The organism is Serratia sp. CY44782, assembly GCF_052168715.1.
Lineage (GTDB): Bacteria > Pseudomonadota > Gammaproteobacteria > Enterobacterales > Enterobacteriaceae > Serratia > Serratia nevei.
The window spans coordinates 195,753-216,075 of the sequence record NZ_JBJNME010000012.1 but is presented as its reverse complement, the minus strand read 5'-3'; the positions used below and the strand labels follow the sequence as shown (position 1 = coordinate 216,075).

The 20,323-nt window shown below is 59.9% G+C and carries 22 protein-coding genes; 2 read left to right on the top strand and 20 right to left on the bottom strand.

The genetic code is table 11. The features are described 5' to 3' along the window. From ACJ8HT_RS22060 to fkpA, 9 genes are all read right to left on the bottom strand, one after another. The coding region (locus ACJ8HT_RS22060) for an elongation factor Tu (RefSeq protein ID WP_442520135.1) at positions 1–737 on the bottom strand (737 nt) is incomplete at its 3' end. Between the two features lie 70 nt (positions 738–807). After that, entirely contained in the window at positions 808–2,922 is a 2,115-nt protein-coding gene (gene fusA / locus ACJ8HT_RS22055; RefSeq protein ID WP_197653381.1) for an elongation factor G, read from the bottom strand. A gap of 93 nt (positions 2,923–3,015) precedes the next feature. Continuing rightward, entirely contained in the window at positions 3,016–3,486 is a 471-nt protein-coding gene (gene rpsG, locus ACJ8HT_RS22050; protein ID WP_004956203.1) for a 30S ribosomal protein S7, read from the bottom strand. A 96-nt stretch (positions 3,487–3,582) separates the two neighbouring features. Next, a complete protein-coding gene (rpsL, locus tag ACJ8HT_RS22045) occupies positions 3,583–3,957 on the bottom strand; it encodes a 30S ribosomal protein S12 (protein ID WP_004930426.1) in 375 nt (124 codons plus the stop codon). A 143-nt stretch (positions 3,958–4,100) separates the two neighbouring features. Then, the gene (gene tusB / locus ACJ8HT_RS22040) at positions 4,101–4,388 is read right to left on the bottom strand and encodes a sulfurtransferase complex subunit TusB (protein WP_197653380.1); all 288 of its coding nucleotides are present in this window, start codon (positions 4,386–4,388) and stop codon (positions 4,101–4,103) included. Positions 4,389–4,397: 9 nt separating this feature from the next. Beyond that, a complete protein-coding gene (tusC, locus tag ACJ8HT_RS22035; RefSeq protein WP_033636258.1) occupies positions 4,398–4,757 on the bottom strand; it encodes a sulfurtransferase complex subunit TusC in 360 nt (119 codons plus the stop codon). A gap of 7 nt (positions 4,758–4,764) precedes the next feature. Then, positions 4,765–5,154, bottom strand: coding sequence for a sulfurtransferase complex subunit TusD (gene tusD, locus ACJ8HT_RS22030; protein WP_033636259.1), 390 nt, complete (start codon positions 5,152–5,154; stop codon positions 4,765–4,767). After that, a complete protein-coding gene (locus ACJ8HT_RS22025) occupies positions 5,154–5,876 on the bottom strand; it encodes a helix-turn-helix transcriptional regulator (RefSeq protein WP_004930418.1) in 723 nt (240 codons plus the stop codon). Before ACJ8HT_RS22025 ends, tusD begins: the two co-directional genes overlap by 1 nt. 373 nt (positions 5,877–6,249) lie before the next feature. After that, positions 6,250–7,089: an FKBP-type peptidyl-prolyl cis-trans isomerase gene (gene fkpA, locus ACJ8HT_RS22020; protein WP_038878056.1), complete on the bottom strand. Its 840-nt coding sequence runs from the start codon at positions 7,087–7,089 to the stop codon at positions 6,250–6,252. A gap of 356 nt (positions 7,090–7,445) precedes the next feature. Here fkpA and ACJ8HT_RS22015 point away from each other — a divergent pair, with 356 nt between their 5' ends. Further along, positions 7,446–7,673: a SlyX family protein gene (locus tag ACJ8HT_RS22015; protein WP_004930414.1), complete on the top strand. Its 228-nt coding sequence runs from the start codon at positions 7,446–7,448 to the stop codon at positions 7,671–7,673. 15 nt (positions 7,674–7,688) lie between these two features. On the opposite strand, the gene ACJ8HT_RS22010 is transcribed toward ACJ8HT_RS22015, so the two are convergent. The 7 genes from ACJ8HT_RS22010 to kefG all read right to left on the bottom strand — a co-directional run bounded on the left by ACJ8HT_RS22010 (position 7,689) and on the right by kefG (position 14,826). Then, positions 7,689–8,861, bottom strand: coding sequence for a MalY/PatB family protein (locus ACJ8HT_RS22010; protein WP_197653379.1), 1,173 nt, complete (start codon positions 8,859–8,861; stop codon positions 7,689–7,691). 1 nt (position 8,862) lies between these two features. Beyond that, on the bottom strand, positions 8,863–10,302 hold the full coding sequence (gene nhaC / locus ACJ8HT_RS22005) for a Na+/H+ antiporter NhaC (RefSeq protein WP_047729710.1): 1,440 nt from the start codon (positions 10,300–10,302) through the stop codon (positions 8,863–8,865). Positions 10,303–10,424: 122 nt separating this feature from the next. Then, complete coding sequence (locus tag ACJ8HT_RS22000; RefSeq protein ID WP_197653378.1) at positions 10,425–11,453, bottom strand: LacI family DNA-binding transcriptional regulator; 1,029 nt, start codon at positions 11,451–11,453, stop codon at positions 10,425–10,427. 92 nt (positions 11,454–11,545) lie between these two features. Then, positions 11,546–12,133, bottom strand: coding sequence for a peptidylprolyl isomerase (gene slyD, locus ACJ8HT_RS21995; RefSeq protein WP_038878063.1), 588 nt, complete (start codon positions 12,131–12,133; stop codon positions 11,546–11,548). 112 nt (positions 12,134–12,245) lie between these two features. After that, positions 12,246–12,449: a YheV family putative zinc ribbon protein gene (locus tag ACJ8HT_RS21990; RefSeq protein WP_015379274.1), complete on the bottom strand. Its 204-nt coding sequence runs from the start codon at positions 12,447–12,449 to the stop codon at positions 12,246–12,248. 14 nt (positions 12,450–12,463) lie between these two features. Further along, entirely contained in the window at positions 12,464–14,272 is a 1,809-nt protein-coding gene (kefB, locus tag ACJ8HT_RS21985; RefSeq protein WP_033645251.1) for a glutathione-regulated potassium-efflux system protein KefB, read from the bottom strand. A 2-nt stretch (positions 14,273–14,274) separates the two neighbouring features. Next, positions 14,275–14,826, bottom strand: a complete 552-nt coding sequence (kefG, locus tag ACJ8HT_RS21980; RefSeq protein ID WP_033645385.1) for a glutathione-regulated potassium-efflux system ancillary protein KefG — start codon at positions 14,824–14,826, stop codon at positions 14,275–14,277. A 129-nt stretch (positions 14,827–14,955) separates the two neighbouring features. Between kefG and ACJ8HT_RS21975 the strand changes: the two genes are divergently transcribed. Further along, positions 14,956–16,869, top strand: coding sequence for an ABC transporter ATP-binding protein (locus ACJ8HT_RS21975; protein WP_060424569.1), 1,914 nt, complete (start codon positions 14,956–14,958; stop codon positions 16,867–16,869). A 3-nt stretch (positions 16,870–16,872) separates the two neighbouring features. On the opposite strand, the gene tauD is transcribed toward ACJ8HT_RS21975, so the two are convergent. From tauD to tauA, 4 genes are read right to left on the bottom strand one after another with little or no spacing between them, the layout of a single operon-like run. Continuing rightward, complete coding sequence (tauD, locus tag ACJ8HT_RS21970; RefSeq protein ID WP_197653377.1) at positions 16,873–17,721, bottom strand: taurine dioxygenase; 849 nt, start codon at positions 17,719–17,721, stop codon at positions 16,873–16,875. Further along, positions 17,718–18,554, bottom strand: coding sequence for a taurine ABC transporter permease TauC (tauC, locus tag ACJ8HT_RS21965; RefSeq protein ID WP_197653376.1), 837 nt, complete (start codon positions 18,552–18,554; stop codon positions 17,718–17,720). The genes tauD and tauC overlap by 4 nt, the downstream gene beginning before the upstream one ends. Beyond that, positions 18,551–19,318 carry a taurine ABC transporter ATP-binding subunit gene (gene tauB / locus ACJ8HT_RS21960; protein ID WP_197653375.1) on the bottom strand — a complete coding sequence of 256 codons (768 nt, stop codon included), beginning with the start codon at positions 19,316–19,318 and terminating at the stop codon, positions 18,551–18,553. Before tauB ends, tauC begins: the two co-directional genes overlap by 4 nt. 9 nt (positions 19,319–19,327) lie before the next feature. Continuing rightward, positions 19,328–20,323, bottom strand: a complete 996-nt coding sequence (gene tauA / locus ACJ8HT_RS21955) for a taurine ABC transporter substrate-binding protein (RefSeq protein WP_142110617.1) — start codon at positions 20,321–20,323, stop codon at positions 19,328–19,330.

Below are 20,323 nucleotides of genomic sequence, written 5' to 3'. Positions count from 1 at the left end.
ACGATTTCAACTTCTTCGCCAACTTTGATGATACCGCGCTCAACACGACCGGTAACAACGGTACCACGACCGGAGATGGAGAATACGTCTTCGATTGGCAGCAGGAACGGCTTGTCGATCGCACGCTCTGGCTCTGGGATGTAGCTATCCAGGGCTTCGGCCAGTTCGATGATTTTCGCTTCCCACTCAGCTTCGCCTTCCAGCGCTTTCAGCGCGGAACCGCGGATTACTGGCAGGTCGTCGCCTGGGAAGTCGTACGCGGACAGCAGTTCGCGAACTTCCATTTCTACCAGTTCCAGCAGCTCTTCATCATCAACCATGTCGCATTTGTTCATGAATACGATGATGAAAGGAACGCCAACCTGACGACCCAGCAGGATGTGCTCACGGGTCTGAGGCATTGGGCCGTCAGTCGCTGCTACTACCAGGATCGCGCCGTCCATCTGAGCAGCACCGGTGATCATGTTTTTCACGTAGTCGGCGTGCCCTGGGCAGTCAACGTGCGCGTAGTGACGAGTCGGGGTGTCATACTCAACGTGAGAGGTGTTGATGGTGATACCACGAGCTTTTTCTTCTGGCGCGTTATCGATCTGGTCGAAAGCACGTGCAGAACCGCCGTAGGTTTTAGCCAGTACGGTGGTGATCGCTGCAGTCAGGGTAGTTTTACCGTGGTCAACGTGGCCGATAGTACCAACGTTAACGTGCGGTTTTGTACGTTCAAATTTTTCTTTAGACACGGCTATATTCCTTACTATAGCGCTCTCCCCTTCTGGAGAGAGCACGGGACTTTGGTTTTAACCCTGCGGCTTATTTGCCACGGGCTTCGATTACGGCCTGAGCGACGTTGTTCGGTGCATCATCATACTTCAGGAATTCCATGGTGTATGATGCGCGACCTTTAGTCAGAGAACGCAGCTGAGTTGCGTAGCCGAACATTTCGGACAACGGTACTTCAGCGTGGATCTTAACGCCAGTCACTTCAGATTCCTGACCGCGCAGCATGCCGCGACGACGGCTCAAGTCACCGATAACGTCACCGGTGTTCTCTTCTGGAGTCTCAACTTCAACCTTCATGATAGGCTCAAGCAGAACTGGTTTCGCTTTCTTAAAGCCTTCTTTAAAGGCGATAGACGCGGCCAGTTTAAACGCCAGTTCAGAGGAGTCAACGTCGTGGTAAGAACCGAAGTGCAGACGAATACCCATGTCTACTACCGGGTAACCAGCCAACGGACCAGACTTAAGCTGCTCCTGGATGCCTTTATCAACGGCAGGGATGTATTCGCCAGGAATTACACCACCTTTGATGTCGTTGACGAACTCGTAACCTTTCGGGTTAGAGCCCGGCTCCAGAGGGTACATGTCGATCACAACGTGACCGTACTGACCGCGACCACCAGACTGCTTGGCGTGCTTACCTTCAACGTCGGTAATCTTCGCGCGAATCGCTTCGCGGTAAGCTACCTGAGGTTTGCCCACGTTAGCTTCAACGTTGAATTCACGCTTCATGCGGTCAACGATGATGTCGAGGTGCAGTTCACCCATACCGGCGATGATGGTCTGGTTAGACTCTTCGTCAGTCCATACGCGGAATGACGGGTCTTCTTTAGCCAGACGGCCCAGAGCCAGACCCATTTTTTCCTGGTCAGCTTTGGTTTTCGGTTCAACGGCGATAGAGATTACCGGCTCAGGGAATTCCATACGCTCCAGGATGATTGGAGAGTCTGGGTCACACAGGGTGTCCCCGGTGGTCACGTCTTTCAGACCGATCGCAGCGGCGATGTCGCCTGCGCGAACTTCTTTGATCTCTTCACGCTTGTTAGCGTGCATCTGAACGATACGGCCGAAACGCTCGCGCGCAGACTTAACGGAGTTCAGCACGGTGTCGCCGGAGTTAACAACGCCGGAGTACACGCGGAAGAAGGTCAAGTTACCTACGAACGGGTCGGTAGCGATTTTGAACGCCAGAGCAGAGAACGGCTCGTCATCACTTGCGTGACGCTCAGCCGGAGTGTCTTTACCGTCGTCCAGGATACCGTTGATCGCAGGAACGTCAGTTGGTGCCGGCAGGTATTCGATTACCGCATCCAGCATCGCCTGCACGCCCTTGTTCTTGAACGCAGAACCACAGGTAACCAGGATGATTTCGTTGTTCAGTACGCGCTGACGCAGAGCGGATTTGATTTCTTCCTCGGTCAGCTCTTCGCCGCCCAGGTATTTTTCCATCAGCTCTTCGGAAGCTTCCGCAGCGGACTCGATCAGGTTCTGGCGCCATTCTTCAGCCAGATCCATCATGTCAGCCGGCACGTCTTCGTATTCGAAGGTTACGCCTGCGTCTTCTTCGTTCCAGTTGATCGCCTTCATCTTCACCAGGTCGATAACGCCGGTGAATTTGTCTTCTGCGCCGATAGCCAGCTGCAGAGGAACAGGGTTAGCGCCCAGACGAGATTTGATCTGGCCAACAACTTTCAGGAAGTTAGCACCCATACGGTCCATTTTGTTAACGAACGCGATACGTGGCACTTTGTACTTGTTAGCCTGACGCCATACGGTTTCAGACTGTGGCTGAACACCACCAACAGCACAGTAAACCATTACCGCGCCATCCAGCACACGCATGGAACGTTCTACTTCGATGGTGAAGTCAACGTGCCCTGGGGTGTCGATGATGTTTACGCGATGCGGTTCGAACTGCTTGGCCATACCAGACCAGAAAGCAGTAGTCGCTGCAGAAGTGATGGTAATACCACGCTCCTGCTCCTGTTCCATCCAGTCCATGGTGGCAGCGCCGTCATGAACTTCACCGATTTTGTGGTTTACACCGGTGTAGAACAGAATACGTTCGGTAGTGGTGGTTTTACCGGCGTCGATGTGAGCACTGATACCGATGTTGCGGTAGCGTGCAATGGGTGTTGTACGAGCCATTTGATTCCTCTATTCCTAGGGCGTTCAAGTTCAGTTAACCCAAGCGGGCCGATTTGACGCGCCCGCTTGGTTAGCATGACTACAGCCGGGTGATTACCAGCGGTAGTGGGCGAACGCCTTGTTGGCTTCGGCCATACGGTGAACGTCTTCACGCTTCTTAACAGCAGAACCTTTGTTCTCTGCTGCGTCAGACAGCTCGTTCGCCAGGCGCAGAGCCATGGATTTATCACCGCGTTTACGTGCAGCATCAACGATCCAACGCATTGCCAGAGCATTACGACGAACCGGGCGGACTTCAACTGGTACCTGATAAGTAGAACCGCCAACGCGACGCGACTTAACTTCTACAGTCGGGCGAACGTTGTCGAGAGCGACTTCGAAAGCTTCCAGGTGATCTTTACCAGAACGCTGAGCCAGGGTCTCCAGCGCGGTATAGACGATTGCTTCTGCAGTAGATTTTTTACCGTCTACCATCAGGATATTTACAAATTTGGCCAGCAGCTCAGATCCGAACTTAGGATCTGGCAGGATTTTACGTTGGCCGATTACGCGACGACGTGGCATGGAAATACTCCGTTGTTAATTCAGGATTGTCCAAAACTCTACGAGTTTATTTTGACATTAAAGTTAAAACGTTTGGCCTTACTTAACGGAGAACCATTAAGCCTTTGGCTTCTTCACGCCGTACTTGGAACGAGCTTGCTTACGGTCTTTAACACCGGAGCAGTCAAGTGCACCACGGACGGTGTGGTAACGCACACCTGGCAGGTCTTTTACACGACCGCCACGGATCAGGATTACGGAGTGTTCCTGCAGGTTGTGGCCTTCGCCACCGATGTAGGAAGTTACTTCGAAACCGTTGGTCAAACGCACACGGCAAACTTTACGCAGTGCGGAGTTTGGTTTTTTCGGGGTAGTGGTATATACGCGGGTGCATACGCCACGTTTCTGCGGGCAGGCTTCCAGCGCTGGAACGTTGCTTTTAGCAGCCTTCACAGAGCGTGGTTTGCGAACCAGCTGGTTAATTGTTGCCATTAAAAAAGCTCCTGGTTTTTGCTTCGTACTAGCTTCGTAAACATGTGATAAATCCCCTCGTATGCACTACTGGCAAAGTACGAGGACGCAGAATTTTATGGCTGACCAGTATGGGTGTCAAGAAATATACAACATCACTCTCATCACCAGGCCATTTGGCTGCGGTGTTGTTCGGTTAATTCAACGAAGTGATTATAGCCGACGGCAGTGATTTTGTGCGAAAAATGACCAACCAATCCCCGGGCTTCCAGGTCGTCCTGCAGCGCATAAAGGGATATGGGGGCGGCGAGCAGTAATTCAATATGGGCGCTGCCGGCAAGGCCGGCGAGCACGCCGTCTTGCAGCAGCAGCAGCGCATCGCCCTCTGCCGTCAGGCGCAGCAGCGCAGGTAAGTCACATTGGTTTGGCGAATGGCTCAGGGTATACAGCATCAGAGGATCCTAAAACGTCATCACGGCGTCGTAGCCGGCCAGTTCGCGGCGCAGTTCGTCCGGCGCCAGCACTTCCGCATCCAGCACCCAATCGGTCACTTGGCTCAGCCCACGTTCCTGCAGCGAAGCCTGGCACAGATAGCACCGCTCCACGTCATACAGCGGCAGCACGCCGAAGGTGGCAATGTAATTGCGTGCCAAAATCTTTTCCGGTTGCTGCCCCGGCAACAGTTGCAATACGCCATCGCCGACAAAAAACACCCCCAAGTCTTCGCTGAGCGCCGACGTGGCGAGCAGCGCATCCAGCCCTTCCCTGCCGCCGGCGCCGCCGTGCGGCCCGTGGGTGAAAACAAAAGCGACTCGTTTCATCATATCCTCAGAACTGCACCAGACGGTCGCAACTCAGCGACGCTTCGGCCAGGGAACCCAGCCCGCTCAGGGTAAAACCGGGCTGCAGGTTGGCGCTTGCCAGCCCCTGTTGCGCCGCCTCCTGCTCGTCGGTGACGCCACGGCGCAACGCAGCAGCAACGCAGACGTTGAGCGCCACGCCGTGTTGCTGCGCCAGCTGCGTCCAGCCGCGCACCAGGTCGAACTCGTCGCTGGCCGGCGCGGTCAGCTGGTTGGCGTTCAACACCCCTTCACGGTAGAAAAAAACGCTGGAAAGCCGGTGCCCTTTCGCCAGCAGGGCCTGAGCGAATTGATAGGCGCTGCTGGCCTGCTGCGTGCCGTAAGCCGGGCCGGTGACCAACAGACAATAATCGAGCATCAACGGTCGCTTCCCAACAGATCGCCGCTCTTGAACTGGCGGATATACAGATACACGGTGTGTTTGGAGATATTCAGGCGATCCGCCACCTGGTTGATCGCATCCTTGATGTCGAAGATGCCTTTCTCATAGAGATTGAGCACCACCTGGCGATTCTTGGCGTTATTGGACACCGAGCGGTCGGCGTTCACCTCTTCAATGGTGAACTCCAGCGTCTGCGCCACCAGATCGTCGACGGAAGAAGCGAAATTCACCGACGACGGCACGTCCTGCGTGGCCGGCGGCATAAAGGTCTGCATGATCTGCGAGAACGGCACGTCGAGGTTCATGTTGATGCACAGCAAGCCGATCACCCGCTGCTCGCGATTGCGAATGGCGATGGTCACCGACTTCATCAACACGCCACTCTTGGCGCGGGTGAAGTAGGCTTTCGACACGCTGCTGTCGTCGCCGGCCATGTCATGCAGCATGCGCAGGGCAAGGTCGGTGATCGGCGAGCCGATTTTGCGCCCGGTATGCTCGCCGTTGGCGATGCGTACCGCTGAGCTGTTCAGGTCTTCCAGCGCGTGCAGTACGATCTCGCAATGGCCGCCGATCAACATCGCCAGCCCGTCGACCACCGCTTCATAGGATTTCAGGATTTCATGATCCGTTTGAGTAAACGGACGTTCATTCAGCAAATCAAGTTCGCTGGCTTCGCTGGATAAAAGCGAATTCGACATCGAAGATACCACCCTCATAGATCGCCTGTGCCAGGGGGCGCAGCTAAAACCGCTCGGACCGGATCGCTACCGTCGTCGGCACGCCGCAGCGCGGCCGGCTGAGAGCGGCATCAAACGGCACGATGACATCCGCAGGCGAGGCGGCCGGGAACAATTTTAGGTACACGCCCTAAGGGGCAGACGCATGACTGATAAATCAGAATTATTAGTCTAGCAAAGCGGCCGGAGCAAAGTCCTTGCGTTTGCGCGTGGTATTGACGTTAAGCCCGATGCCCGGCAGGCGTCAAGCGTTCAATGGAGAGAGAGGTGGCGGCTGCCGAAATGAAAACCGCCGCGGAGGGCATCCGCGGCGGTGGCAAACAGAGCGACGATGTTATTTCGCTTTGGTAGCGGCTTTCGCGTCAGCCGGTTTTTCGGCTTTAGCGTCGGCTTTCGGCGCCGCTTTCACGTCCAGCAGCTCAACGTCGAAGACCAGCGTGGAGTTAGCCGGGATGCCCGGAACGCCGGTTTTACCGTAGGCCAGCGCCGGTGGGATCACCAGCTTGATTTTGCCGCCTTTCTTGATGTGCTTCAGGCCTTCGGTCCAGCCTGGGATCACGCCGTCCAGACGGAACGACAGCGGCTCGCCGCGGGTGTAGGAGTTATCGAACTCGGTGCCGTCGGTCAGGGTGCCTTTGTAGTTCACTACCACGGTGTCGCTGTCTTTCGGTGCTTCACCCGCGCCCGGTTTCTCTACCTGGTACAGCAGGCCGGATTCGGTTTTCTTCACGCCTTTTTCTTTAGCGAAGCTGTCACGGTACTTGGCGCCTTTGGTTTCGTTGTCCTTGGCGTCCTGTTCCATCTTCGCCTGAGCGGAAGCCTTCACGCGCGCTTCGAAGCCCTGCAGGGTCTTCTCGATGTCGGCATCGTTCAGCTTGCTCTTGTTGGCGAACGCGTCCTGAACGCCGGCGATCAGCTGATCTTTGTCCAGCTTGATGCCCAGCTTCTCTTGCTCTTTCAGAGAGTTGTCCATGTAACGACCGAGAGAGGCGCCCAGTGCGTAAGCCGCTTGCTCGTCGTCGTTTTTGAACTTGCCGGTGCTCGGTGCTGCTGCCGCGTCCGCTGGTTTAGCGGCTTCTGCCGGTTTGGCGGCATCGGCTGCCATGACCTGGGTCGCATTCAGAGCAAAAGCCATGGTGGTTGCCAGAAGCGTGACTTTAAACAAAGATTTCATCCATTTCTCCAGTGTCTGAAGCAATGCCCCAAACAATCATTAGGTAAGATAACCGGGCTACTATAGCTGCCTGAAACAAAACAAAACAGTCGCACAGGTAACCAATCGAGTCAAAGTGTGACTCCCACTTTGCCAAGAAGTTTCCCACCGCGTGCTACTCGCATGATAAATCAGATTTTTCTTGCAGAATATTCGGCGAGGTTAGCAAAAAACGGCGTATCGAGCGCGCAACTTTTCAGCACTTTACACTGCCGATCGCAACGTTGCGCGTCGTCTGGAGAAATAGCGCGAGCAAACCCGGCGCCAGCTGTTACCATAGCGCCGAATCAGGATTTTATCGCGTCAGAGGTAGCCTCATGCACAACGCCGACATTCAACGCCTGCTACAGCGGCTTGAAGAACTGGAGAGCCGTCAGGCCTTCCAAGAGCTCACCATCGAAGAGCTCAACCAGACCGTCATCCAGCACCAAATGGAAATGCTGAAGATGCGCGAACACCTGCGCATGTTGACCGACAAGCTGCGCTCTACCCAAACCTCAATGATCGCCTCGCAATCGGAAGAAACCCCTCCGCCGCACTATTGAGGGCCCGCCATGCGGTTATTTCAGGCGTGCCAGCCCTTCGACGGCACGCTCGAGATACCGGCGCGGGCACCCCAAGTTGATGCGGATAAAACCGCTCCCCTGCGGGCCGAAACCGCTGCCCATCGACGGCGCCAGCTTCGCCACCGCCACCAGCGCCTGCTGCAAGTCAGCATCGTTCAAACCCAGTGAGCGGCAATCCAGCCAGGCGAGATAGGTCCCCTCAGCCTGGGTCATCGTGCACCAGGGCGCGGCGTCCGCCAGCGCCTGCTTAAACCAACGCCGGTTCTCCGCCAGGTAGTCGAGCAGCTCATCAAGCCAGGCCGCGCCCCGTTGATAGGCCGCGGTCGCCGCCGTCATCGACAGCGCGTTGAACACATCCAGCCCGTGGGCGTTCAGCCGATCGACAAACGCCTGCCGAAGCCGGGCATTGGGGATCAGGAAATTCGAAATGCGCAGCGAGGAAAGGCCGAACGTTTTGCTGGCGGACGTCGCCGCAATTACCCGCTCGCGATATTCCTCGCCCAGATGCAACACCGACGTAAACGTCTCGCCGGGCAGCAGCAGATCGGCCCAAATTTCATCGGAGATCACCGTGACGTCGTGGGCGTGGCAGAGCGCCATGAGCCGCTCCAGTTCATCATGGCGCCAGCAACGGCCGGTCGGGTTGTGTGGATTGCACAGCAACAACAGCGGCGGTTTACGCTGCGCCAGGCAGGCGGCCAGCTGGTCGAAATCGATCCGGTATCCCTGCGGGGTTTCCAGCAGCGGGTTTTCAATCACCTCTCTGCCGTTCATGATGACTATCTTGGCGAACGAGCCATAGTACGGCCCCTGCACCACCACGCCGTCCCCCGGCTTGCTGAGCAGTTGGATCAGCATCGCCAACCCCGGCACTACCCCTTCAATCGACGTGAACCATTCGCGCCGCAGCGGCAAGCCGTGCCGCTTGGCAAACCAGTCGATCGCCGCCTCATAGTAAGCGTCGTCGCGTTCGCTGTAGCCAAAGACGCCGTGGTCCACCCGCTGATGCAGCGCCTGCTGCACCTCCGGCGGGCACGGAAAGTCGAAATCGGACACCCACATCGGCAACAGTTCACTGCCGTCCAGTTGCAGATAGCGGTCGATGAAGTCCCACTTCACGGAGCCGGTGTTGTGGCGATCGATGATGGCGTTGAAATGACTCGTCATGTCAGGCTTCCTTACGCTGCAAGTCGTTCTGAGGTTGGAGTTTGGCGATACCGAAGCCGGTGAACCCATAAATCAGGGCGAACACCACCGCGGCATAACATTGGATCGCCCACGGCAGCAGATCGAGGGTGCTGACCCCCAGCGTGGTGGCCATGTAAATGCCGGCGGCCGTCCACGGGATCAGCGGTTCGATGACGGTGCCCGCATCTTCGACGGTGCGCGACAGATTTTTGTTGTCCAGCCCCATGCGTCGATAGGCCCCTTTGAACAGCTCCGCCGGGATCAGCAGCGCCAGCTTGCCGTCGCTGGTCGCACCGGTCACCAGGATAGTGGTGGCAACGGTGGCAGCGATCAGCTGGCCGGTGGTGTGCACCACTTTCAGCAGCCGGCTGATGATCACCGTCAGCGCGCCGGTCAGCGTCAGGGCGCCGGCGAAGGAAAAGGCGCAGAACACCAGCAGGATCGTACTCATCATCGAGAACATGCCGCCGCGGTTCAGCAGGCGCGGCACATCGGCGACGATCCCTTCGACGTTATGGCCCTGAGTGGCGAACATCGACAGATTGAAGCCGTCCATCAACGCATTCAGCCCCTGCTGCAGGCTAAAGCCCTGCAGCGCGACGCCGATGGCGATCGCCAGCGCGCAGGCGGCCAGCATGACGGGGATCACCGGCCGTTTGGTCACCGCGCCCCACAGCACCAGCACCGGCGGTAGGATCAGCAGCAGATTGAAGTGGTACAGCCCCTCGAGCGCACCGACAATTTCGGTCACTTTTTCGGGCGTTGCCACGCTGCCCACCGCACCGGTGTGGCCGGCGATCAGGTACACCACGGCGGCCAGGATAAAACTCGGCAGCGTCGTGTACATCAGATGCTGGATATGGCTGTAGAGATCGGTATCCGCAACGATAGCCGCGAAGTTCGTCGAATCGGACAACGGCGAAATTTTGTCGCCGAAGTAAGCGCCGGACACCACCGCCCCGGCCGCGGCGGCCAGCGGCACGTCCAGACCGGCGGCCACGCCCATCAGCGCCACGCCCACGGTGCCGGCCGCCCCCCACGAGGTGCCGGTGCACACCGAGATCACGCTGGTGATGAAGAACGCGGCGATCAGAATGTATTGCGGGCTGATCAGCTTCAGCCCCCAATACACCATGTAAGGGATGGTGCCGCTGATCATCCAGGTGCCGATCAGGCCGCCCACGCAGATCAGGATCATGATCACCGGCATCGCCTTCGCCAGCTTGGCCACTATGGCCTCGATGATGTCGTCCCAGCGATAGCCTTGCCACCAGGCTAACGCGGCGGCGATGGCGGCGGAAACCAGCAGCAGCGGTTCAATGCGCAGGCCAAACTGGCCATAGCCGATGATGAGCAGCAACAGCATGGCCACAATCGGCAGCGTCGCCAGCCCAAGGTTGAGCGTTTTCTTATTATCCATATACGGCTCCTGTTGAAGATGGGGTACTGCAACAGCGTAATGGCTTCGGTAATCGGAGGATGTGAGCGCAGGCAACCGGCCATGTAATCGGTTTCATGGGATGGCGTTGTGTGAGCCGTCTCTCATTCGCAGCGCTTGCTTTGCTCATGCGGTTCGCCGTCGGCGACGGAGTCTCGCAGGATAAGTTCGGCCGAAAAGCGGTTGTTCCGTGGCGCGACGTCGCTGCCGCTGTGGATCTGTAGCGCCAGGCGCGCGGCACGCCGAGCCATTTTCTCGATGGGATAATGCATGGTAGTCAACGCGGGGTGGAGATACTTCGCCAGGGTAATGTCGTCAAAACCGACGATCGACAGCGCCTCAGGCAGCTGAATGTGCCGTTGGTGGCAGGTGCGCATCATGCCGGCGGCCATTACGTCGTTGAAGGTCACTGCGGCGGTGAAGCATGGATCGCTGGCCAGCACACGCTCGGCCGCCAGTTCGCCCCCTCGCTCGTTGAAGGGCACGCTGATGATCCAGCTGCCGGGTACCTCAATGCCGGCGGCGCCCATGGCCTTGCGGTAACCCGCTAACCGCTGCGCGCGGTCGTCGATCGGCAGATCCGCCGTCACGCAGGCAATTCTCCGATGCCCCTGGCGTATGAGCAACTCGGTCGCCGTCTGCGCCGCATTGGCGTTGTCGAGCCAGATGCAACGGTTGGCGATGGCGGGCAGATAACGATTGATCAGCACCAGCGCAGGCGTGTGGGCGGCGTAGCGCAGCAGCTCCTCCTCCCCCATGCGCGTGACGTGCGCCACGATGGCTTCGCATCCCTGGTTGATGAGAAAATCGAGGCCGCTTTTTTCCAGCTCGGCCTGATGCCCGCCGCTGCACAACATCAACCGCACGCCGGCCTGCCGCGTGATGTCTTCCACGCCCCGCGCCAGGCGTGAAAAAAACGGATCGTCGAGGTTGCCGGTCAGCAATCCCAGCATATTGCCGCTTCTTTTCGCCAGCGCCAGCGCGGCGGCGTTGCGGTGGTAGTTAAACTCGCGCATCGCTTTCTCGACGCGTTCGCGGGTCACCGGTTCAACGTAGGCGGTATTATTGATCACCCGGCTGACGGTGGCCGTGGAAACGCCGGCGCGCCGCGCAACGTCTTTCATGGTGGCCATGGCATGTCCTGTTGTGCCGTTCGGCGCCCGGTGCGCCGCGCATAAAAAAGGGCAGCCGATGGCCGCCCTCTTGTCTCGTCACTGCGCTCTGCTTAGTGGCAGCCGCAGCCGCCGTTACCGCAACCACCTTTACCGTGGTCGTGACCATGGTCGTGATCGTGGCTGTGGCCGTGACCGCCGCAGCAGCCTTCACCGTGTTCGTGGTGATGGTCGTGCTCGCCGTGTACGTGGCCGTGCGCCAGTTCTTCTTCGGTCGCTTCGCGGATCGCGACAACTTCCACGTTGAAGTTCAGGTTTTGGCCGGCCAGCATATGGTTGCCGTCAACCACCACGTGGTCGCCGTCAACTTCGGTGATTTCAACCGGTACCGGGCCCTGATCGGTGTCAGCCAGGAAACGCATGCCGACCTGCAGTTCGTCAACGCCCATGAAGACGTCTTTCGGTACGCGCTGCACCAGGTTTTCGTCGTAGTTGCCGTACGCGTCGTTCGCGCCAACGTGAACGTCAAAACGATCGCCAACGTCGTGGCCTTCGAGTGCTTTTTCCAGACCTGCGATCAGAGAACCATGCCCGTGCAGATAGTCCAGCGGTGCGCTCACCGGAGACTCATCAACCAAAACACCGTCTTCTGTACGTACTTGGTAAGCCAGGCTGACCACCAAGTCTTTTGCTACTTTCATGATATCTCCTACCGTTGGCTACTAGGACGCACACCGTTATCGGGATGCGCGCCTTTTCCGGACAGATTGTAACGGAAATCTGCCTCGCTGTACCCTCCGGGATAAAAAAACGCTACTTCGGCTGGAAAATGCCAATCACCTGCTCTTGCGGGCGAACGTGTTTTTCCACCTGTTGTTCGGTCTGGCGCTGATGGTGGCCGCACTTGACGCACTCCACCACCTCCACCTGATCCTCCCGCCATACCGCCAGCGTATCCATGGCGCTACAGCTTGGGCACACCGCCCCGGCGATAAATCTTTTACGTGTTGCAGACATCGTTATGCTCCCGCTTATTCGTATTCGTCCCAGCCGTCGAACTGGCGGCTTTCTTTTTGCATTTCGCGATGGAACAGCTCTTCCAGCTCGCGCCGCGCCTCTTTCACGCGGGAAATTTGCGCCACGTCGCCCTGATGCGGCGGCATCAGTTCACGCAGCATGCGCATATCCAGGCGGCGGAAATGCTGCTGGGCGCGGAAGGCCTGATGCGGGTGCATCCCCAACTCCATCAGCGCCTTGCGCCCCAGTTCCAGCGCGCTGGAGAAGGTTTCGCGGCTGAACTGTTTTACCCCTGCCTGCAGCAACTCATGCGCCTCCACGCGGCCGCGCGCCCGCGCCAGAATGCTCAGGTTCGGGAAGTGTTGCTGGCACAGCCGCACGATCTCCATGGTGTCTTCCGGCTCATTGCAGGTGATCACGATCGACTTGGCCTTCTCGGCGCCCGCCGCACGCAGCAGCTCCAGCTCGGTGGCATCGCCGTAATAAACCTTGTAGCCATAGCGCCGCAGTACGCCAACGGCGCTGACGTCGCGCTCCAGTACGGTAATGCGCATTTTGTTGGCCATCAACAGGCGGCCGATCACCTGGCCGAAACGCCCGAAGCCGACGATGATCACCTGCGGATCGTCATCTTCCACGTACGGCGTCTCCTCGTCTTCGTCTTTGGCGTTATAGCGCCGCGCCAAAATGCGGTCGATGGCCTGCATCAACAGCGGCGTGGTCATCATCGACAGCGTCACCACCACCAGCAGCAAAGAGAGTTGATCCGGCTGCAGCACCTTTTGGGCGCCCGCCGCCGAAAACAGCACGAAGGCGAACTCACCGCCCTGGCTGAGCACCCCGGCAAACTGCAGCCGCACCGAACTGCGCAGGCCGAACAGGCGCGACACGCCGTAGAGCACGCCGGATTTGACCGTCACCAGCACCAGCACGCCGATCAACACCTCGGCCAGATGGGTGTAGAGCACGCCGATATTCAACACCATGCCCACCGAGATAAAGAACAACCCCAGCAGCAGCCCTTTAAACGGCTCGATGGAAATTTCCAGTTCGTGGCGGTATTCGCTCTCCGCCAGCAGCACCCCGGCAATGAAGGTGCCGAGCGCCATCGACAGGCCGAGCGCTTCCATAAACAGCGCCGAGCCGAGCACCAGCAACAGCGCCGCGGCGGTGAAGATCTCGCGCACGCCGGAAGCGGCGATATAGCGGAACAGCGGCCGCAGCAGGAAACGGCCGCCGATCAACATGCCGCCGAACGCCGCCACCTTGAGCGCGATCTTCGCCCAGTCGTCGCTGGTGCCGCCGGCGCCGGCCAGAATCGGGATCAGCGCCAGCGCCGGGATCACCGCCATATCCTGGAACAGCAGCACCGAGAAGCCGAGCTGCCCCCCTTCGTTGCGGTTCATGCCCTTCTCGCGCATCAGCTGCAGCGCCATGGCGGTGGAAGACATCGCCAGGCCGACACCACCGATCACCGCCGCCTGCCAGGCGAAGTGCGTCAGGTACAGCAACGCGCCCAGCACCGCCGCAGTGATCAACACCTGGCCGGCGCCGGCGCCGAAGATCGAACGCCGCAGCTCCCACAGCTTGCTGGGGTTCAGCTCCAGGCCGATGATGAACATCAGGAACACCACGCCCAGCTCGGAGAAGTGCAGGATCTCGTCGACGTCGCGAATGAAGCCCAATCCCCAGGGGCCGATGGCGATGCCGGCGATCAGATAGCCCAGCACCGCGCCGATCCCCAGGCGACGGGCGATCGGCACCGTCACCACCGCGGCGAACAGGAACAGTAAAATGGCGGTCAGTAAGGTCGATCCTTCCATGCTCACCGCCCTCCGCGTGGCAGCGGGTGGCTCAGCCACTCGCCGTAGGCGTCCGCATGGCTACGCAGCACCTCCGGCTTTTGCCGCCGCGCCCAATACACCACGAACGGCGTCAGCCAATGCATATGGCACATCCCGGCGGTCAGCTCGAACGGCCGCAGAATATCTTCCATCGGGTAGTGGTTATAACCGCCGGTGCGGTAGGCGCCTTCCGGTTCGCCGGTGGTGATCACCGAACGCCAGTATTTGCCCGCCAGCGCATTGCCGCCCACGCCGCTGGCAAAGCCGCGCGACAGCACGCGATCCAGCCACTCCTTCAGCAGCGCCGGGCAGCTGTAGGTGTACAGGGGGTGCTGAAACACGATGACCTGATGCTCACGCAGCAGCTGTTGTTCGTGATGGATATCGATAAAAAAATCAGGGTAGTGCGCGTAGAGATCGTGCACGGTGACATGTTCCAACTGCTGCGCCGGTCGAAGCAAAACCCGGTTCGCCACCGAGTCATGGGATTCCGGATGGGCATACAGCAGCAAGACCTTGGGCGGCTGCGACATCATTCCCCTCCAAAGCGTCGTCAGGGTAGCGGTTTTCCGTTACCATGCATCGCAAAGACAAAAACAGCGCGCGGTGCGCGTTCTGTTACCTTAATGATAATTTAACATACTCTGAACATACGGCGCTTTATGATTGTATTCTCCTCGCTACAAATCCGACGCGGCATCCGCGTCCTGCTGGACAACGCCACGGCGACGGTTAATCCAGGTCAGAAGGTCGGCCTGGTGGGCAAAAACGGCTGCGGCAAATCCACGCTGCTGTCGCTGCTGAAGGGCGAGATCGCGGCGGACGGCGGCAGCTTCACCTTCCCCGGCAACTGGGCGCTGGCTTGGGTCAACCAGGAGACGCCGGCGCTGGACGTGCCGGCAATCGAGTATGTTATCGACGGCGACCGCGAGTTTCGCCAACTCGAAGCCGAATTGCAGGCGGCCAACGATCGCAACGACGGCCACGCCATCGCCACCCTGCACGGCAAGCTGGACGCCATCGACGCCTGGACCATCCGCTCCCGCGCCGCCAGCCTGCTGCACGGCCTCGGCTTCTCCAACGAACAGCTGCAAAGCCCGGTGCGCGACTTCTCCGGCGGCTGGCGCATGCGCCTCAACCTGGCGCAGGCGCTGGTGTGCCGTTCCGACCTGCTGCTGCTCGACGAACCGACCAACCACCTGGATCTCGACGCGGTGATCTGGCTGGAGCGCTGGCTGAAAAGCTATCCCGGCACGCTGGTGCTGATCTCGCACGACCGCGACTTCCTCGATCCGATCGTCGACAAGATCCTGCATATCGAACAGCAGACGATGAATGAATACACCGGCAACTATTCGTCGTTCGAACGCCAGCGCGCCACCAAACTGGCGCAGCAGCAGTCGCTGTATCAGCACCAGCAAGAAAAAGTGGCGCACCTGCAAAGCTATATCGACCGTTTCCGCGCGCAGGCCACCAAGGCCAAGCAGGCGCAGAGCCGCATCAAGATGCTGGAGCGCATGGAGCTGATCGCCCCGGCGCACGTCGACAACCCGTTCACCTTCAGCTTCCGTCCGCCGGAAAGCCTGCCAAATCCGCTGCTGCGCATGGACAAAGTCAGCGCCGGGTATGGCGACAAAGTGATCCTGAAGTCAATCAAGCTGAACCTGGTGCCCGGCTCGCGCATTGGCCTGCTCGGCCGCAACGGCGCCGGTAAATCGACGCTGATCAAACTGCTGGCCGGCACTCTGGAACCGCTGAGCGGCGAGATCGGCCTGGCGAAAGGCATCAAGCTGGGTTACTTCGCCCAGCACCAGCTGGAATTCCTGCGCGCCGACGAATCGCCGCTGCAGCACCTGAGCCGCATCGCGCCACGGGTGCTGGAGCAGCAGCTGCGCGACTATCTGGGCGGTTTCGGTTTCCAGGGCGACAAGGTCAGCGAAGTGACCGAACGTTTCTCCGGCGGCGAGAAGGCGCGGCTGGTGCTGGCGCTGATCGTCTGGCAGCGCCCTAACCTGCTGCTGCTCGATGAACCGACCAACCACCTGGATCTCGACATGCGTCAGGCGCTGACCGAAGCGCTGATCGATTTCGAAGGCGCGTTGGTGGTGGTCTCGCACGACCGTCACCTGCTGCGTTCCACCACCGACGATCTGTACCTGGTGCACGACGGCCAGGTCGAGCCTTTCGAGGGCGATCTCGACGACTACCAGCAGTGGCTTGTCGACCTGCAGCGCCAGGAAAGCCAGCAGGACGCACCGGAAAAAGAGAGCGGCGGCAACAGCGCGCAGGCGCGCAAGGATCAAAAACGCCGCGAGGCGGAGTTCCGTACGCAGACCCAGCCGCTGCGCAAGCAGATCGCCAAGCTGGAACAGCAGATGGAAAAACTGGGCGCCGAACTGGCGGCGGTGGAGGAACAGCTGGCGGATTCCGCACTGTACGACATCAGCCGCAAGGCCGAGTTGACCGACTGCCTGCAAAAGCAAAGCCAGGCCAAATCCGCGCTGGAGGAGACGGAAATGACCTGGCTGGATGCACAGGAACAGCTGGAACAGTTAACGCAGGCGTTCGAAGCCTAAGCCTCAGGCCTTGTAAAAAGGCCTATCCCCCAGAATGGTCGCGCGGTGCATAATGCGCCGCTGCGGCAGATAATCCGCGTTGGCGTAGTGCTGCGTCACGCGGTTATCCCAGATCGCCACGTCATTTTTCTGCCAGCGCCAGCGCACCTGAAACTCCGGTTTGGTGATGTGAGCAAACAGGAAGTTCAGCAAAGCGTCGCTCTCTTTCGGCGCCAGATCGACGATCCGCGTGGTGAACCCTTCATTGACGAACAGCGCCTGCCGGCCGCTGACCGGGTGGGTGCGCACCACCGGATGCAGCAGCGGCGGGTTTTTCTGCACCGCCAACTGCCAGCGCTGATGCTCCTCTTCACTGCCGCGATGTTTGTGTTCCGGGAACGACTTGGTGAAGTCATGCTCCGCACGCAGCCCTGCGAGCAGCGTTCTGAACGGCGCCGACAGCGCCTCGTAGGCCGCGATACCGCTGGCCCACAGCGTATCGCCGCCGGTGGAAGGCAAGGTCTTGGCCGCCAGGATCGCCCCCAGCGGCGGGTTCTCGATAAAGGTCACGTCGGTGTGCCAGTTATCGTTGTCCGGCGGGTTGTCGTCGTGGGTATCGAGCACGATGATCTCTTCCACGTCGGTGGCATGCGGATAGACCGGATGGATATGCAGATCGCCGAAGCGGCCGGCCAGATCGCGCTGCTGCAGCGGCGTGATCGGCTGATTGCGGAAGAACAGCACCTGATGCTTCAGCAAGGCGTGATAAAGCTGTTCAAACTGGCCGTCGCCCAGCGGCCGGGCCAATTCGACGTTTTCCACCATCGCCCCGATGTAAGGCCCCAGCGGGGTGATATTCAGACGTTCGTTCATTGCTGTACTCCATGCCACGGGGTCAATCGGCGCTGCAGGGCACGCAGCCCCAGCTCCAGCCCAAATGCAATCACCGCAATCACGCCGATGCCGGCCAACACCACGTCGGTCGCCAGAAACTCACCGGCGGATTGCACCATAAATCCCAGGCCGCGCGTGGCGGCGATCAGTTCGGCGGCCACCAGCGTCGACCAGCCGACGCCCAGCCCGATGCGAATGCCGGTCAGGATCTCCGGCAGCGCACTCGGCAGCACCACGAAACGCAGCGCCTGCCAACGCGTGGCGCCCAACGCGCGGGCAGCACGCACCCTCACCTGCGCCACGCTGCGCACGCCGGCCACGGCAGAGAGCGTCACCGGCGCGAAGATCGCCAGATAAATCAGCAAGATCTTTGAGGTTTCGCCGATGCCGAACCAAATCACCATCAGCGGCAGATAGGCCAGCGGCGGCACCGGGCGATAGATTTCAATCAGCGGATCGAGGATGCCGCGTACCGTGTCGTTCAGCCCCATGGCGATGCCCACCGGAATGCCGACGATCACCGCCGCCAACAGCGCTACCAGAATGCGCCCCAGGCTGGCCGCCAGATGTTGCCACAGCGTGGCGTCCATAAAGCCTTGCGGGCTGGCGATGGTGATCAACTGGTGCAGCACCTGCTGTGGCGCCGGCAAAAACAGCGGGCTGATCAGCTGCAGCGCCGTCACGCCCCACCAGACGATCAACACCGTCAACAGCGTGGCGCCGCTCAGCCAAACGTTGCGCGGCACGCTGAAACGGCGTGCCGCTTTGCCCTGCGGCTGCGCCGCGGCCTTCAGAGTGGAATGCAGGCTCATAGCAAGGCCTCACGCTGTTGGAAAACTTTGCCCAGCACGTATTCGCGCTGCGCGATAAATTCAGGATCTGACTTGATGGCGCGGCAGGCTTCGCCGTCGGCATAGCGTTGGCCGAAGTTCAGCGACAGCCGCTCCACCACCTGCCCAGGCCCCGGCGACAGCAGCAGCAGTTCGCTGGCGAGGAACACCGCCTCTTCGATATCGTGGGTGATCAGCAGCACCTGCTTGCCGGTATCACGCCAAATGGTCAGCAACAGTTCCTGCATCTGCTCGCGGGTGAACGCGTCCAGGGCGCCGAACGGCTCGTCCAACAACAACAGCCGCGGCTCGGCGGCCAGAGCGCGGGCGATGCCGACGCGTTGGCGCATGCCGCCGGAAAGCTGCCAGATGAAGTGCTGTTCATAGCCCGCCAGCCCCACGCGCTGCAGCATCTGCTCCGCCACCTGGCGGCGCTGCGCCTTGCCGACGCCGGCCAGTTGCAGGCCGAACTCGACGTTGTCCACCACGTTGCGCCACGGCAGTAAGCCCTCATGCTGGAACACCACGCCCCGTTCGGCGCTCGGGCCGTGAACGGGCGTTCCATCCAGTGTGATGCTGCCAGCTGAAGGCTCGATAAACCCGGCGATCAAATTCAGCAGCGTGGTCTTGCCGCAGCCCGACGGGCCGAGCACCACCACCAGTTGCCCGGCGGCGATCTGGAACGACACGTCACGCAGCGCGGGCCGCCCCTGATACTCTGCTGAAAGATGATTGACGTTTAGCATCCTGCTTCCTTACGACTGCGGCGCAGCCTGCACCTGTTTCACAAAGCGGTCGGTCACGTAAGCGCTGTAGTCGCTGTCGACCTGCGGGATCTTGCCCTGCTGCTTGAGGAATTCGGCGGTATCGCGGATCGCCTTGTCCACCGGCTGGCCGAGCTGGGCAACCTGATCCGCCACCGGCAGATAACGGTTTCCCTTCACCAGCTCCGGCACCTGCGCTTCCGGCACCCCGCTCAGGCGCGCCAGCGTGCTGAGGTGGTTCGGATCTTTCAGCCACTGTTCCGGCGCCGCCAGGTAGGCTTTTTGCGCCTGCAGGGCGCTGGCAGCAAAGGCGGTCACCACGTCGGGATGTTTCTCGGCAAAGTCTTTGCGCACCACCCACACGTCCAGCGTCGGCGAGCCCCATTCGCCCACCTGCGCGGAGTCGGTCAACACCTTGCCCTGTTTGGCCAGTTCGTTGACCACCGGCGCCCAGACGTAGGCGCCGTCGATGTCGCCGCGCTGCCAGGCGGCGGCGATGGCCGGCGGCTGCAGATTGAGGATTTTCACCTGCTCAGGCTTGATGCCCCAATGCTTGAGCGAGGCCAGCAGGCTGTAATGGGTGGTGGAGATAAACGGCACCGCAATGCGCTTGCCGATCAGATCCTGCGGGCTTTTGATGTCATTCTTCACCACCAGCGCTTCGGAGCTGCCGAGCTGCGAGGCGATGAGGAACACTTCGATGGGGAGTTTCTGGCTGGCGGCCACCGCCAGCGGGCTGGAGCCGATATTGCCGATCTGCACGTCGCCGGAGGCCAACGCACGCAGCACGCTGGAGCCGCTGTCGAACTTACGCCAGTCGACGGTCGCGCCGGACCGTTTGGCGAAGCTGTTTTCCGCCTGCGCCACCTTGGCCGGTTCTGCCGACGTCTGGTACGCCACGGTCACGTCCACCGCGTAGGCGCTGGCTGCGCTGAGCGACAGCGCCAACAGCGCCGCGTTGCGTAAGGAAAAGAGTTTGCCCGCCAT